Source organism: Brevundimonas sp. NPDC058933 (assembly GCF_049315965.1).
Lineage (GTDB): Bacteria > Pseudomonadota > Alphaproteobacteria > Caulobacterales > Caulobacteraceae > Brevundimonas.
Map to the genome: position 1 here is coordinate 411,871 of NZ_JBMOSL010000002.1, position 16,421 is coordinate 428,291.

Consider the following 16,421-nt stretch of genomic DNA (forward strand, 5'->3'; position numbering starts at 1 on the left):
TCGGGTGAAGGAAGGGCCGTCTTTTCGTCTAGCCGCAGGCCGGAGCTGTCGCCGCCGCGGTGCGGGCCTCGCGGCGGACCAGCAGCAGGACCAGGATCAGGCCCGAGGCCGCCATCGCCGCCCCGGCCAGGGCCACGGCCGGATAGCCGAGGTTGAGGCCGATGACCGCCCCGCCCAGAGCCGCGCCGATGGCGTTGCCCAGGTTGAAGGCGCCGATGTTCATGGCCGAGGCCAGGTTGGGCGCGTCGCCAGCGGCGGTCATCACCCGCATCTGCAACGGCGGCACCAGGGCGAAGCTGGCCACGCCCCAGAGGAAGATGACCACGGCGGCGGGCGCCTGCCACGGCATGACCACGGCGAACAGGACCAGCAGGGCGGCCAGGCTGGCCAGGGTGATGACCAGGGTGCGGTCCACCGACCGATCGGCGAAGCGCCCGCCCAGCCAGTTGCCGAGCGTCAGGCCCAGGCCATAGGTGACCAGCATGGCGGTGACAAAGGCGCTGGAGGCCAGGGTCTGTTCCTTCAGGATCGGCGCGATGTAGGTGAAGACGGTGAACATTGCGCTGGAGCCGATGACGGTCAGGGCCAGGGCCGCCAGCACCGGGCCGCGTTTCAGCACCGCCAGTTCGGCCTTCATGGCGCCGCCGTCGGTCGCGGCCTCGACCCGACCGTGGGGCAGGGTCAGGCGCAGGGCGATCATGGCCAGGGCGCCGAGCCCCGCTATGCCCCAGAAGGAGGCGCGCCAGCCCAGGGTCTCGCCGGCCCAGGCGGCCAGAGGCACCCCGGTGATGTTGGCGATGGTCAGGCCCATGAACATGGCCGCCACCGCGCCGGCTCGCTTGTTCGGCGCCACCACGCTGGCCGCGACGATGGAGCCGACGCCGAAGAAGGCCCCGTGGTTGAATGAGGTCACGACCCGCGCCGCCATCAGGCTCCAGTACTCGGGCGCGACGGCCGACAGCAGATTGCCCAGGGTGAAGACGCCCATCAGGCCGATCAGCAGGGTCCGGCGCGGCACGCGGCCGGTGGTAAGGGTCATCAGCGGCGCTCCGACCAGGACGCCGAAGGCATAGGCGCTGACCAGAAGGCCCGCCGCCGGGATCGAGACGCCCAGGTCGCCGGCGATGACGGGCAGCATGCCCATGGGGGCGAACTCTGTGACGCCGATGCCGAAGGCGCCGACCGCCAAGGCCAGAAGGGGAGGATTGAGTTTCATGGGGAGGAAACCTTGGCTCAGACCAGGGCCGGGTTCAGGCGGGCGAACCCTTCCTGCTGGCGATAGGGGGTGTGGGGATAGGGCGGCAGGATGTGGCTGGCGGCGTCGAGAACGGCGACCTGTTCGGGCGTCAGGCTCCAGCCGACGGCGCCGAGGTTCTGACGCAGCTGTTCCTCGTTGCGGGCGCCGATGATGACCGAGGAGACGGTCGGGCGGTGCAGCAGCCAGTTGATGGCCACCTGGGGCACGGTCTTGCCGGTCTCGGCGGCGACGACGTCCAGGGCGTCGACCACGCGGTACAGGTGTTCGTCCTCGACCGGCGGGGCGAAGGCGGCCGTCTGATGCAGGCGACTGCTCTCGGGGATGGGGGCGTCGCGACGGATCTTGCCGGTCAGGCGGCCCCAGCCCAGCGGGCTCCACACCAGGGCGCCGACGCCCTGATCGGCGCCCAGCGGCATCAGGTCGGCCTCATAGGCGCGGCCGATCAGGGAATAGTAGACCTGATGGGCGACGAAGCGGGGGCGGGCGTCGCGGTCGGCGGCGGCTTGCGCCTTCATCAGCGCCCAGCCGGGATAGTTGGAGACGCCGGTGTGGCGGACCTTGCCGGAGGTCACGAGCATATCCAGCGTCGCCAGCAGCTCCTCGACCGGGGTAGAGGCGTCGAAGGCGTGCAGTTGCAGCAGGTCGATGTGATCGGTTCCGAGACGGCGCAGGGCGTCCTCGACGGCGCGGATCAGGCGGCTGCGCGATACGCCCCAGTCTCCTGGGCCGTCGCCGGTCGGCAGGCCGGTCTTGGTCGAGATCAGCACCTGGTCGCGGCGGCCCTTGATGGCCTGGCCCAGCACCTCTTCCGAGGCGCCGTCGGAATAGACGTCGGCGGTGTCGAACAGGTTGACCCCGGCCTCCAGGCAGATGTCGACCAGCCGCCGCGCCTCCGTCACATCGCTATTGCCCCAGGCCCCGAACAGCGGGCCGGAACCGCCGAAGGTGCCGGTGCCGAAGCTGAGGACCGGCACGCGCAGGCCTGACGATCCGAGTTGACGATAGTCCATGACGGTCTCTTCTTTCTGTTCCAGGCGGCACAGATGGACGGCGGCGCCTGTGCGCGTTAGAGGCGGTTCAGGCCAAGGATTTTTGAAATGAACGCAAAGATGCAGCCGGGCGGCGCCGATCGGGCGCGCGAGATGGTCGTCTTTTCAGCCGTGGCGGCGCGCGGCAGCTTCTCGGCCGCCGGGCGCGATCTGGACCTGACCCCGTCCGCCGTCAGCCGCACCATCGACCGGATCGAGGCGCGCCTGGGGGTGAGGCTGATGCTGCGCACGACGCGGACCCTGACCCTGACGCCGGAGGGGCAGGCCTATCTGGGGGCGGCGCGGCGCATCCTGTCCGATCTGGACGACGCCGAGCAGGCCATCGCCGACCAGGGCGCGCCGCGCGGGCGCCTCAGGGTCAGCGCCTCCCTGTCGCATGGGCGGCTGTGCGTCGTGCCCCTGCTGGGGGCGTTCGTGGCGCGCTATCCGCATATTCTGGTCGACATCAACCTGACCGATGTGGTGGTCGACGTGGCGGCGGGGCAGGCGGACGTGGCGGTGCGCTTCGGCCCTCTGGCGGACAGCGGCCTGACCGCGCGCAAGATCGGGGTGACGCGGCGCATGATCGTGGCCTCGCCGGACTATCTGGCGCGGCGAGGAGCGCCGAGGGTTCCCGAGGACCTGCACGACCACAACTGCCTGAACTTCAACTTCCGGCGCGCCGAGCCGGTCTGGCCATTCGTGCGTGACGGTCAGGAATTCGCCCTGTCGGTGAAGGGCAATGTCGAGGCCAACAACGGCGAGACCCTGGGCCAGTTGGCCGTCGATGGGGTGGGGGTGACGCGGGTCGGCGCCTTCAGCGTGGTGGACGACGTGGCGGCCGGTCGGCTGGTCCCCCTGCTTGAGGACTTCAATCCCGGCGACGAGGAGCGGATTCACGCAGTCTTCGTCGGCGGGGCCAATACGCCGGCGCGGGTGCGGGTCTTCGTCGATTTCCTGGCTGAACAGCTGGGGCGCTAGCCCAGCTTTCGGATGGCGGGCCTCAGCGACGCGGCAGAGGATCGGAAGCCGGCCCACGGATCTGGGGTCTGCAACAGGTCGGCGGCGGTGCGCAGGTTGAAGGCCCTGGGGTCGAGCCGGGGCTTCACCTGGTCCCAGGCCAGGGGAAAGGCGATGCCGGCGCCGGGGCGGGCGCGGGGCGACCAGGGGGCGACGGCGGTGGCCATGCGGCCGTTGCGCAGGTAGTCGAGAAAGATCTTTCCGCCGCGCGCCTTCTTGGCCAGGGCGGTGGTGAAGCGGTCGGGATGGTCGGTCTTCATCGCCTCCGAGACCCCCTTGGCGAAGGCCTTGGCGGCGTCCCAGTCGATGCGGCTGCGGGCGTCGGCCTTGATCGGGACGACCACGTGCAGACCCTTGCCGCCGGTGGTCTTGACGAAGGGCGTCAGGCCCAGCGCCTCCAGGCGGGGTTTCAGGAGCTTGGCGGCGGCGATGACGTCGTCGAAATCCAGTCCCTCGTCCGGGTCGAGGTCGAAGGTGATCTGATCCGGGGTTTCCGGATCGCCGGGCTTGCAGCCCCAGGGATGCAGCTCCAGCCCGCCCGACTGGCCGATGGCGACCAGGCCGCCGACATCGACGACGCCGACGTAGGGCTTGCGCTCCTTCACGTCGATCAGCTTCAGCCGGGGATTGTGGCCGGGCATGGCGTGGCGCTGGAAGAAGCGCTCGCCCTCGATGCCTTCCGGGGCGCGGATGATCGACACCGGGCGGTCGGCGACGTGGGGCAGGATGCGCTCGGCCGCCAGCTCATAGTAGCGGACCAGTTCGCCCTTGGTGATGGGCGGGGCGCCGTCGTGGGCGGGCCAGAGCACCTTGTCCGGATTGGAGATGGCGACGCCGGCGACGACCAGCTTGCCCTTGCCGCCGCGCGCCGTGGGCGCGTCCCGGGCGGCGGGGGCCGAGGCGGGGGGCTGGGGTTCGGCCGTGACCTCGGCGGCGGGCTTGTCCTCGCGCAGACCCTTGTAGGCGGCCTGCCGGACAGAACCGCCTTCGGTGACGCCTGCGTGTTCGATCTCGGCCACCAGGACGGGTTTCAGCCAGTGGATGTCCTTTCCGCCCTTGGGCGCGCCGGCCCCGACGAAGGGGGTTTTCGCGGCGCCCGCCGCCTTGAGCGCCGGCAGCAGGGTCTTGGTCAGTATGGCCGAGAAGCCCGTGCCGACCCGGCCCATGTAACGCAGGCCGCCCTCATCCTGCACGCCGACCAGCAGGGAGCGCAGACGCGCGCCGCCTTCGGACGACCAGCCGCCGATCACCACCTCGTCGCGGCCCCGGCACTTCGACTTGAGCCAGGTCGCGGTGCGACCCGCCTTGTAGGGCGCGTCCAGCTTCTTGGAGATGACGCCTTCCAGGTCCATGCGGCAGGCGCTGACCAGCACGGCCTCGCCCGATGAGGCGAAATGCTCGACAAAGCGCAGGCCGGGACCCGAACTGCCCACCCGGTCGCAATAGGCCTGAAGCCGGGCCTTGCGGTGCGACAGCGGCTTGGCGCGCAGATCCTCGTCACCCTCGAACAGCAGGTCGAAGGCGAAGTAGACCAGGTCGTCGGTCCGCCCGTCCGAGATGGCGGACTGGAGCGCCGAGAAGTCGGGCATGTGGTCGGGGTTCAGGGCGCAAAGCTCGCCGTCGATGACGCCGTCGGGCCAGGTCGCGGCCTGTTTCGCCAGGGCCGGAAAGCGGTCGGTCCAGTCCAGGCCGTTGCGGGTGCGCAGCACGGCCTTACCGCCGCCGACCGAGATCTGGATGCGGTAGCCGTCGAACTTGATCTCGTGCACCCAGCCCGGACCGGGGGGCGGGTGATCCGCCACCTTGGCGAACTGGATGGGGATGAAGGGGCGGGGCTTTCCGGTTTTGGACCCCAGAGCCGGGGTCGGCCTGGGCTTGGGCGGGGCCGTGCGGCCTGTGGCCCTGGAAGCGGCCCATTGGGTTTGGCCCTCGGCGATTTCCGCCAGACTGCGGCCGGTGGTGATCGAGGCGTCGATCTCGGCCAGGGCGTCGCCCTCGCCGTCGACGGCGAACTCGTCCTTCTCCTTGACCAGCAGCCAGTTGGCTCTTTTGGAGGGCTTGCCGCGATCGGACTTGAGCCGGATCAGGGCCCAGCCGCCCTTCAGCCGTTCGCCGTCGAGGGTCAGCTTGACCACGCCCTTCTTGAAGGCCGCGTCCAGGTCGGCGTCCTTGTCCGCGTCTTGGGGGCGCCATTCGCCGACGTCCCACATCTGCACCGTGCCCGCGCCATAGTTGCCGGCGGGGATGGTCCCCTCGAAGCCGCCGTAGTCCAACGGGTGATCCTCGACCTCGACCGCCAGGCGTTTGACGTGGGGGTCGCGCGACGGCGCCTTGGTCACGGCCCAGGACTTCAGCACGCCGTCGTGCTCGATGCGGAAGTCGTAGTGCAGGCGCGTGGCGGCGTGGCGCTGGATCAGATAGCGCAGGCCGCTCTGGCGTGACTTGGCCTTGCGGCCTTTCGGCTCCGGCGTGACGCCGAAGTTTCGCTTGGCCTGATAGGTGTCCAGTTCGCCGCGTGCGCTCATACCGCCTGAACGCAGAGGGGCGGGGAAGGCTTCATGCCTCTCCCGCCCGTCGATGTCCTAGTGCATGGCCTCGCCGTGCTGGCTGTAGTCGAGGCCCTCGATCTCGGCCTCCTTCTCGACGCGCAGGCCGACGGTGTATTTGCAGATCATCAGCACGACGAAGGTGCCGACCGCGCTCCAGAGCATGGCGCCGCCCAGGCCGATGGCCTGTTTCCACACTGTCGCGCCCTCGGCCAGGGGATTGATGGCGGCGTTGGCGAAGACGCCGGTCAGCAGGGCGCCCGCGATGCCGGCGATGCCGTGCACGCCGAAGGCGTCCAGGCTGTCGTCGTACTTGAGCTTATGTTTCAGCCAGACGGCGCCGACATAGGCGACCGGACCCGAGATCAGGCCGATGAAGAAGGCGCCCCTGGGGTCGACGAAGCCGGCGGCGGGGGTGATGGCGACCAGGCCCGCGACCACGCCGGTCAGCAGGCCCAGCAGGGTCGGCTTCTTCTTCAGCGTCCACTCCACCGCGATCCAGCCGACGGCGGCGGCGGCGGGGGCCAACAGGGAGTTGAAGACGGCGACGGCGGCGATCTCATTGGCGCCTGCGGCCGAACCGCCGTTGAAGCCCATCCAGCCGACGAACAGCAGGCCTGTGCCGATGGCGGTGAAGGCCAGGTTGTGGGGGGCCATGTTGTCGCGACCCCAGCCGTGACGCGGGCCGAGCACGATGGCGCAGACCAGACCGGCCACGCCCGCATTGACGTGGACCACGGCCCCGCCTGCGAAGTCGAGCACGCCCATCTCGCCCATCCAGCCGCCGCCCCAGACCTGATGGCAGATCGGCGCATAGACGATCAGGTGCCACAGGGTGAAGAAGAGGACGCTGGCCGAGAACTTGATGCGCTCGGCGAAGGCGCCCGCGATCAGGGCCGGGGTGATGATGGCGAAGGTCAGCTGATAGCCGATCCACAGGAACTCGGGCAGGCCGGGGGTCAGGGCGTGGGCGGTCTTCACCCCGACGCCGTTCAGGAACAGGGCCTGGAAGCTGCCGATGAAGCCGTTGGCTGGGCCGTCGCTGGTGCCGAAGGACAGGGTGTAGCCGGCGACGAACCAGAGGACAGTGACGATGGCCATGGCGGCCGTCGAATGGGCGATGGTGGCGATCAGGTTCTTCTTCCTGACCATGCCGCCGTAGAAGAGGGCCAGACCCGGCAGGGTCATCATCAGCACCAGGGCCGTCGAGGTCAGGATCCAGGCCGTGCCGGCGCCGTCCAGCGCCAGGGGGACCTGATGCGCCAGCAGATCGGGGGGCGCTGCAGCCAGGGCGGGCGCCGCAAGGGCCATGGCGACAAGGCCGCAACAGATGGCTGCGGCCCGGGCGATCGTCGATGGGTTCATGAAGGTCTCGGGGAGAAGACGCAGGTGAAAAGGAAGGCGACGTCAGGCCGGTTGGGCCAGCCTGACGTCGGTGTTGAGAGCCTCGGCGGCGAGGACGGTCTTGGGCGCGATGCGGACGAAGCGGGGCGAGAACGTCGACCAGTCGGCCAGGATGCGCCGGGCCAGAGGCGAGGCGGTGGCGCTGACGTGGCCCTGGATCAGGGTCTTGAGACGGGCCTCGGCCTCGGCGTCGATGCGACCGACCCCGGCCATGTCGCCGTTCAGCGCCTGAGCGGCGCGGCCATCAGCATCCAGAACGAACAGTTCGCCGCCGCTCATGCCCGCCGCCAGGTTCCAGCCGACCGCGCCGAGCACCACGACGCGGCCGCCGGTCATGTATTCGCAACCGTGCGCGCCCAGACCTTCGACCACGGCCTCGGCGCCGGAGTTGCGGACGGCGAAGCGTTCGCCCGCCGCGCCCGCCACGAACAGACGGCCGGAGGTGGCGCCGTAAAGGGTGGTGTTGCCGCAGATCTGCTGCTCGGCCCGCCACTCATAGGGGCGGACGTGGATGTCGGCCCCGGAGAGACCCTTGCCGACGTAGTCGTTGACCTCGCCGGTGACGTCGAGGATCAGGCCCTTGGCCCCGAATGCGCCGAAGCTCTGACCCGCGATGCCTTCCAGCTTCAGCTTCAGACGGCCTTGCGGACCCTCCGGGCCGAAGCGGCGGACGATGGCGGATGAGACGCCGGCGCCCGCTGTGCGCTGGGTGTTGTTCAGCGGATAGGACAGTTCCAGCGTCTGGCCGCGCTCCAGGAAGGGCCTGGCGTCCTTCAGCACCAGGGCGTCCAGGCTGTCAGGCACCGGGCGGCGGACCTTGTCGGCCCAGCGGCCCGGACGGTCGACGTCGACCTTCATCAGCAGGGGGTTCAGGTCCAAGTCGTCCAGATGTGTGCCGCCGCGCCGCGTCTGACGCATCAGGTCGGTGCGGCCGACGATCTCATCGATGGTGCGGGCGCCGATGGAGGCCAGGATTTCGCGGACCTCCTCGGCGATGAAGGTGAAGAGGTTGACCACCTTCTCGGGCGTGCCGGTGAACTTGGCGCGCAGGCGCTCGTCCTGCGAACAGACGCCGACGGGGCAGGTGTTGGAATGGCACTGGCGCACCATCAGACAGCCCATGGCGATCAGGCCCGAGGTGCCGATGCCGTATTCCTCGGCCCCCAGCAGGGCGGCCATGACCACGTCCCGGCCCGTGCGGATGCCGCCGTCGGCGCGCAGGGACACCGAGGAGCGCAGATGGTTCAGGCTGAGGACCTGATGCGCCTCGGCCAGGCCGATCTCCCAGGGCATGCCGGCGTGCTTGACCGAGGTCTGGGGCGAGGCGCCCGTGCCGCCGTTGTGGCCGGCGATCAGGATGGCGTCGGCCTTGGCCTTGGCCACCCCGGAGGCGATGGCGCCGATGCCGGTGGCCGAGACCAGCTTGACCGTGACCTTGGCGTCGGGATTGATCGCCTTCAGGTCGTAGATCAGCTGGGCCAGATCCTCGATCGAATAGATGTCGTGGTGAGGCGGGGGGCTGATGAGCGTCGTGCCGGGGACGGCGTGGCGCATCCGGCCGATGAACTCCGTGACCTTGAAGCCGGGCAGCTGGCCGCCTTCGCCGGGCTTGGCGCCCTGGGCCACCTTGATCTCGATCTCGCGGCACTGGTTCAGGTATTCGGCGGTGACGCCGAAACGGCCCGAGGCCACCTGCTTGACCGCGGAGTTGGCGTTGTCGCCGTTCGGACGGGGGAGGTAGCGCGCCGGGTCCTCGCCGCCCTCGCCGGACACGGCGCGAGCGCCCATCCGGTTCATGGCGATGTTCAGGGTCTCATGCGCCTCAGGGCTGAGGGCGCCGAGCGACATGGCCTGGGACAGGAAGCGGCGGCGGATGTCCGAGACGCTCTCGACCTCGTGCAGCTGGACCGGGGTCAGGCCCTCCTTGAAGTCCAGCAGGTCGCGCAGGGCCAGGTCCGGCTGCTCGCGGACGGCGGCGGAGTATTGCTTGAAGCGCTTGTAGTCGCCGCGATTCACCGCGTCCTGCAACAGGTGGATGGTCCTGGCGTCATGGGCGTGGGCCTCGCCGCCCGCACGGATGCGGAAGAAGCCGCCCATTGAGGGAGAGGGGACCGCCGCGCCGAAGGCCAGGGCATGGCGCTTGAGCGCCGCCTGCTCCAGGCCGGCCAGACCGATGCCGGAGATGCGCGACGGAGCGCCGGGGAAGAACTCGGCGGCCAGGGCGCGCGACAGGCCCAGGACCTCGAACTCGCAGCCGCCGCGATAGGCGGAGATGACGCTGATGCCCTTGCGCGCCAGCACCTTCAGCAGGCCGGCCTCGATGCCGTGCTTGTAGTTGAGGCAGGCGTCGTGAAGCGTCAGGCCTGGATAGGCCCCGCGATCCAGTCGTTCCTGGAACAGCTCCTGCGCCAGCCACGGATTGACGGCGGTGGCGCCGACCCCGACCAGAACGGCGAAGGCATGCGGGTCCAGGGTCTCGGCCGAGCGGACGACCAGCGAGCAATAGGTGCGCAGGCCTGCGTCGGTCAGGCGACCGTGCGTCCCGGCGGTGGCCAGGATCATGGGCGCGGCCAGGCGTTCGGCAGAGGCGTGTTCGTCGGTCAGCACGATCAGGGTGGCGCCTTCGCGGGCGGCGGCCTCGGCCTCGTCGCGGATGCGGTCCAGGGCCTGACGCAGACCCGCGCCGGGGCGGTCATCTTCGGCGGGCAGCGGGTAGGTGCAGTCGATCACCGTGGTCGAGCCGTCGGCGATGACGCCCAGCATGCGTTGATACATGCCGGTGGTCAGGACCGGGCTGTCCAGCACGAAGACCTCGGTCTGGGCCTCGTCCTGGGCCAGGATGTTGCCCAGGTTCTTGAAGCGGGTCTTCAGGCTCATGGCTCCCGCTTCCCGCAGGGGATCGATGGGCGGGTTGGTGACCTGGCTGAAGTTCTGGCGGAAGTAGTGGGCCAGGGGGCGCGGCAGGCTGGACAGGACGGCGGGCGGGGCGTCGTCGCCCATCGAACCGACCGCCTCCTTGCCGTCGCGGACCAGGGCGTCCAGCAGCAGGTCCAGATCCTCGCGGCTGAAGCCGGCGGCGATCTGGCGGCGGATCAGGGCCTCGCCGACTGCGGCGCGCGGTTCGGGGCCGGGGCCGATGATGGGCTCCAGATCAACCATGTTGTCCAGCCAGTCAGAATAGGGCTGGGCGGCGGCCAGGGCGTCGACGGCCTCATGTTCGTCGTAGATGCGGCCGTGCTTCAGATCGACGGCGATCAGCTTGCCCGGGCCGATGTGCAGGCGGCGCTTGATGCGACCCTCGGGCAGGGGAACCAGTCCGGCTTCCGAGCCGGCCAGCAGCAGGCCGTCGACGGTCTCGACGGCGCGCAGGGGACGCAGGCCGTTGCGGTCCTTGCCGGCCACGACCCAGCGGCCATCGACGGCGCACAGGGCGGCGGGGCCGTCCCACGGCTCCATGACCGCATTGCAGTAGGCGTAGAGGGCGCGGTGCTCGGGCTTCATCACCACGTCGTCCGAGGACCAGGCCTCGGGCACCAGCAGGGCCTTGGCCAGGGGGGCGGGGCGCCCGGCGCGGACCAGGACCTCGAACACATTGTCCAGGGCCGCCGAGTCCGAACCGCCCGGCTGGACCACCGGCTTGACCTCATGGTCGCGGTCGCCGAAGGCCGAGGCCGCCATGCGGATCTCGTGGCTGCGCATCCAGTTCAGATTGCCCTGAAGCGTGTTGATCTCGCCGTTGTGAGCCAGCATGCGGAAGGGCTGGGCCAGCTTCCACTCGGGGAAGGTGTTGGTCGAGTAGCGCTGGTGGAAGACGGCGTAGCCGGCGACGACGGTGGGGTCGTTCAGGTCGTGATACAGCTGACCCAGCAGCTCGGCGCGGACCATGCCCTTGTAGACGATGGAGCGGGCCGACAGGGAGCAGAGGTAGAAGCCGTTCAGACCGGACGCCTGCACCGCCTTTTCGATGCGGCGGCGACACAGGAAGAGCTCGCGCTCCAGTTCCTCGATCTCCATGCCTTCCGGAGCGGCCAGCATGATCTGCTCGATCTCGGGGCGGGTGGCGTCGGCGCGCACGCCCACGACGGACAGGTCCATCGGCGTCTGACGCCAGCCGTAGATGTAGAAGCCCGAACGGATGGCCTCGGTCTCGACGATGGCGCGGGCGTGGTCCTGGGCGCCCAGGTCGGTGCGCGGCAGGAAGACCTGGCCAACCGCGATGGGGCCGGGGCGCAGGGTCTGGCCGACCGCGCGCACCTGGGCGGCGAAGAAGGCCTGGGGCAGTTCGATCATGATGCCGGCGCCGTCGCCGGACAGGCCGTCGGCGTCGACCGCGCCGCGGTGGGCCACGGCCTTCAGCGACTGGATGGCCATCTCGACGATCTCGCGCCGGGGCTTGCCGTCGATGGCGCAGACCAGGCCCACGCCGCAGGCGTCGCGTTCCGACGACGGATCATAGGCGCCGCCCTCGATCAGGCGGGCGCGGTTCTCTTGGTACTGGGCCAGCCAGGTCTGTTGGATTGCGTCGGTCATGCGGCGGCTTCCTCGGTACGCGCGCGCAGGTAACGATCGATCTCGGCCGCAGCGTCCTGGCCGTCGCGCACGGCCCAGACGACGAGGGAGGCGCCGCGCACGGCGTCTCCGGCGGCGAACACGCCGGGCAGGGTGGTGGTGAAACCGCCATGCGCCACCTGCAGGGTGTTCCATTTGCTCAGGCCGAGGCCGGCGTCGATCTGCTCGGCGAAGGGCTCGGGCTCGAAGCCCAGGGCTTCGATCACCAGGTCGGCGGGCAGGTCGAAGTCGGAGCCGGCGACCGGGGCGATGTCGCGGCGGCCGCCAGGGGCCGCTTCGGTCAGGGCCATGCGCTGGGCGCGGACGGCGGTCACGGCCTCGCCCCTGGACATCAGGGCCTTGGGCGCGCCCAGCCATTCGAAGCGGACGCCTTCTTCCTCGGCGTTTTGCACCTCGCGGGCGGAACCGGGCATGTTCTCGCGGTCGCGGCGATACAGGCATATGACGCTGTTCGCGCCCTGTCGGATGGCCGTGCGAACGCAGTCCATGGCCGTGTCGCCGCCGCCGACGACGACGACGTCGCGACCGGCCGCATGGGGCGCGGAGGCGTCGACGGCGTCGCCGCAATCGACGCGGTTCTGGGCGATCAGAAAGTCGAGCGCGGCGACGGTGTCGTTCGGCCCACGACCGGGGACGCTGAGGGTGCGGGCCTGATAGACGCCCATGGCCAGCAGGACGGCGTCATGGCGCGACCGCAGCTCGTCCATCGAGACATCGACCCCGACCGAGGTGTTGAGCACGAACTCGACCCCGCCCTCGATCAGGCGGTCGATGCGGCGCTGAACGATGCGCTTCTCCAGCTTGAAGCCGGGGATGCCGTAGGTCAGCAGGCCGCCCGCGCGGTCGTGGCGGTCATAGACGGTGACCTGATAGCCTTCGCTGCGCAGGCGGTCGGCGGCGGCCATGCCGGCGGGACCTGAGCCGACGATGGCGACGCTCTGGGCGCGCTCGGCCAGGGGGCGGATGGGCTCGACCCAGCCGTTGTCGAAGGCGGTGTCGGCGATCCAGGCCTCGACCGAGCCGATGGTGACCCCGTCCCAGCCCGACTGTTGCAGGGTGCAGGCGCCTTCGCACAGGCGGTCCTGCGGACAGATGCGACCACAGATCTCGGGCATGGTAGAGGTGGCCGAGGCGACGCGCCAGGCCTCGCGCAGGTCGCCGTCCGCCGACAGGGCCAGCCAGTCGGGGATGTTGTTCTGAAGCGGGCAGGCGTTCTGGCAGAAAGGCACGCCGCAATCGGTGCAACGCGACGCCTGGACCGTCCCGCTGTCGGCGGTCGGTTTGAGCGTGATCTCCGTGAAGGCGCGTACGCGCAGCTCAGCGGGCTGTTTTTCAAGCCGCCGCTGTTCAATCAGGAAACCGCCAGGGTTGGATCGTCCGCCTTTTTGCATCCGCTCATTAAGCGAAACATGAGGCGGTTGTGCAAATATTTTCCGTAGCAAAGCCCAAAAATGATGACATTGGGCATGATGCGGTGATCTTGACGGCTATCGACGCATGTTGCGACCGATTATTGGTGTGCGTCGCAGCATGTTTTCTAGGTGGCCGACCCACGTCGCCGAGACCCGATCGCATTAAATTTTTGAAAGATTCGTTTCTGACGGAATAGCGGCGTTACGGTCTCGCCATCGCGAGATCGCATTGGGGGACATCATGACCATCACCGCACGCCGCCTGGCCCTGTTGGGCGGGGCCGCCGTCAGCCTTCTGGCCGCCGCCGCTCAAGCCAATCCCTTGCCGGCCGCACCCGCCGCGACAGCCGCCCAGAGCCGGGCCGCCGCTGCGCTTCCGGCCCTTCCCGACGTGGACATCCCCTTCACCAAGATGGTGCTGTCCAACGGCCTGACCCTGATCGTCCATGAGGACCACAAGGCGCCGATCGTGGCGGTGAACATCTGGTATCACGTCGGGTCCAAGAACGAGCCGGTGGGCCGTTCGGGCTTCGCCCACCTGTTCGAACACCTGATGTTCAACGGGTCGGAGAACTACAACAACGACTTCTTCAAGGGCACGGAGCTGCTGGGCGCGACCGACCAGAACGGCACCACCAACACCGACCGCACCAACTATTTCCAGAACGTGCCGACCTCGGCGCTCGATTCCATCCTGTGGCTGGAAAGCGACCGGATGGGCCATCTGCAGGGCGCCATCGACCAGGCCCGCCTGGATGAGCAGCGCGGCGTGGTTCAGAACGAGAAGCGCCAGGGCGAGAACCAGCCCTATGGCCGCGTCTGGGACGCCATCACCAACGCCACCTATCCGGCGGACCACCCCTACGGCCACACGGTCATCGGCTCGATGGACGACCTGAACGCGGCGGACCTGGATACGGTGAAGGCCTGGTTCCGTGACTACTACGGCGCGGCCAACGCCGTCATCGTCCTGGCCGGCGACATCACCCCAGAGGAGGCCAAGGCCAAGGTCGAGCGCTACTTCGGCGACATCCCGTCGGGCCCGCCGGTAACCCACGCCAACCAGATGATCGCCAAGATGACCGGCGCTCAGAGCGAGACCATGTATGACCGCGTCGGCCAGCCGCGCCTCTACAAGGTCTGGAACACGCCGCCGACCGGCACAGCCGAAGCCGACTATCTGGGTATGCTGGGCCAGGTGCTGTCGAGCGGCCGCAACTCGCGTCTCTACAAGCGTCTGGTGTTTGACGACCAGATCGCGACCTCGGTCGGCGCCTTCAACTCGGAAGCCGAGATCGGCAGCCAATTCCTGGTCATGGTCACCGCCAAGCCTGGCCAGGACCTGGGCCGGATCGAAGCCATAGTCGACGAGGAAATGACCAAGCTGCTGCGCGACGGCCCGACCGCCGACGAGCTGGAGCGCGCCCGCACCAACGTCGGCGCGGCCTTCATCCGCGGCTCCGAGCGGATCGGCGGCTTTGGCGGCAAGTCCGACATCCTGGCCGAGAGCCAGGTCTATCTGGGCGATCCCGGCGCCTGGAAGGCGAGCTATGAACGTATCCTGGCGGCGCGCCCCGCCGACCTGACAGCGGCCGGCCGCGCCTGGCTGACCGACGGCAGCTATGCCCTGTCGGTCCTGCCCTTCCCTGACTACAAGGTCGCGGCGACGGACGTCGATCGCTCGAAGGGCGTGCCGACGCCGGGCGCCGTGCCGGCGGCCGACTTCCCCGACATCGAACGCGCCACCCTGTCGAATGGTCTGAAGGTTCTGCTGGCCTCGCGCGACGGCGTGCCGACGGTGAGCATGAACCTGATCGTCAACGCCGGGTCTGCGGCTGACGGCGCTGACAAGGCGGGGATCGCCCAACTGGCCCCAGCGGTGATGACCAACGGCACCAAGACCCTGGACGCCCTGGAGATCAGCGATCGCACCCAACTGCTGGGCGCCACGCTCGGCGCAGGCTCGGCGACGGACTACAGCTCGGTGTCGCTGACGGCGCTGACGTCGCGTCTGGCGCCCTCGCTCGATCTGTTCGCCGATGTGATCGAGAATCCGGCCTTCCGCCCGGCTGACTTCGCTCGCGCCCAGGCGCAGCAGGTTTCGGGCATCCAGCAGGCGAACCGCAGCCCCGGCGCCATCGCCAACCGCATCCTGGCCGCCGACGTCTATGGGCCGCAAAGCCCCTACGGCCGCCCGACCTCGGGGACGGAGCAGTCAGTGGCAGGGCTGACCCCGGCGGACGCCGAGGCCTTCCATGACACCTGGTTCCGCCCCGACAACGCCACCCTGGTGGTCGTCGGCGACGTAGGCATGGCTGAGTTGACGGCCCAGTTGGAGCGAGCCCTCGGCGGATGGCGCGCGCCTTCGACGCCTCTGCCGGTCAAGGCGCCGGTCGTGACGGCGACCGCGCCCGCCAAGCCCCGCGTGCTGATCGTGGATCGCGCGGGTCCGCAGTCAATCATCACGGCGGGTCGTCTGGCTCCGGCCTTCGACGCCGCAGCCCAGCCTTCGCAGGTGGCCTTCAACACCGCCTTGGGCGGCGCCTTCACCAGCCGGATCAACATGAACCTGCGTGAGGACAAGCACTGGTCCTATGGCGCCGGCGCCGGCGTGCGCACGGCCAACGGCCCGCGCCTGTTCGCGGCGACGGCGGCGGTGCAGGCCGACAAGACCGCCGAGAGCGCGGCCGAAGTCCGTCGTGAACTCAGCGAAGTGGTCGGTTCGCGTCCGGTGACGGAAGCCGAGCTGAGCGCGGTCAAGGCCAACCTGATCCAGGGCATGGCGGGCGACTGGGAGACCAACGCCTCGGTCATGGGCGATCTGACCCAGATGGTCGTCTTCGGCCTGCCGGAGAACTACTATGACGGATACGCCGCCGGGGTGAACGCGACGACGCCGCAGTCGGCTTCGGTCGCGGCGCGCGCCATCGTCGGCGACGGCCCGACGACCTGGGTCGTGGTCGGCGATCGCGCCGCCATCGAGCCCAAGATCCGCGCCCTGAACCTGGGCGAGGTGCAGGTGGTGGATATCGAGGGCCGCCCCGTCAACTGACGGAACAGGCCTGACGAACGGGAAAGGGCGGCGCTGCGGCGTCGCCCTTTTTCCTGGCCGTTGTTTCGCCGCTTTTGGGAACGGCTTGGTTTCGGGGGTGTTGAGCCCATGGCCAAGCTGAACCTCGGAGTA

General features: G+C 69.3%; 8 protein-coding genes. 2 read left to right on the forward strand and 6 right to left on the reverse strand.

What is annotated here, in order from left to right; genetic code table 11:
* Positions 1–28: 28 nt before the first annotated feature.
* Positions 29–1,216, reverse strand: a complete 1,188-nt coding sequence (locus tag ACOZBP_RS08000) for an MFS transporter (RefSeq protein WP_422675874.1) — start codon at positions 1,214–1,216, stop codon at positions 29–31.
* 17 nt (positions 1,217–1,233) lie between these two features.
* A complete protein-coding gene (locus ACOZBP_RS08005) occupies positions 1,234–2,268 on the reverse strand; it encodes an aldo/keto reductase (RefSeq protein ID WP_422675875.1) in 1,035 nt (344 codons plus the stop codon).
* Between the two features lie 87 nt (positions 2,269–2,355).
* Between ACOZBP_RS08005 and ACOZBP_RS08010 the strand changes: the two genes are divergently transcribed.
* Entirely contained in the window at positions 2,356–3,267 is a 912-nt protein-coding gene (locus tag ACOZBP_RS08010; RefSeq protein ID WP_422675876.1) for a LysR substrate-binding domain-containing protein, read from the forward strand.
* On the opposite strand, the gene ligD is transcribed toward ACOZBP_RS08010, so the two are convergent.
* Genes ligD through ACOZBP_RS08030 form a run of 4 tightly spaced genes read right to left on the reverse strand, consistent with a single transcriptional unit; the run spans position 3,264 to position 13,216 of the window.
* Entirely contained in the window at positions 3,264–5,831 is a 2,568-nt protein-coding gene (gene ligD / locus ACOZBP_RS08015) for a DNA ligase D (protein WP_422675877.1), read from the reverse strand. The genes ACOZBP_RS08010 and ligD overlap by 4 nt on opposite strands.
* A 57-nt stretch (positions 5,832–5,888) precedes the next feature.
* On the reverse strand, positions 5,889–7,217 hold the full coding sequence (locus ACOZBP_RS08020) for an ammonium transporter (protein WP_422675878.1): 1,329 nt from the start codon (positions 7,215–7,217) through the stop codon (positions 5,889–5,891).
* A 42-nt stretch (positions 7,218–7,259) separates the two neighbouring features.
* Entirely contained in the window at positions 7,260–11,786 is a 4,527-nt protein-coding gene (gene gltB, locus ACOZBP_RS08025) for a glutamate synthase large subunit (RefSeq protein ID WP_422675879.1), read from the reverse strand.
* Positions 11,783–13,216, reverse strand: a complete 1,434-nt coding sequence (locus tag ACOZBP_RS08030) for an NAD(P)-dependent oxidoreductase (RefSeq protein ID WP_422675880.1) — start codon at positions 13,214–13,216, stop codon at positions 11,783–11,785. The genes gltB and ACOZBP_RS08030 overlap by 4 nt, the downstream gene beginning before the upstream one ends.
* A gap of 262 nt (positions 13,217–13,478) precedes the next feature.
* Here ACOZBP_RS08030 and ACOZBP_RS08035 point away from each other — a divergent pair, with 262 nt between their 5' ends.
* Positions 13,479–16,289, forward strand: a complete 2,811-nt coding sequence (locus tag ACOZBP_RS08035; RefSeq protein ID WP_422675881.1) for a M16 family metallopeptidase — start codon at positions 13,479–13,481, stop codon at positions 16,287–16,289.
* The last annotated feature ends 132 nt before the right edge of the window (positions 16,290–16,421 follow it).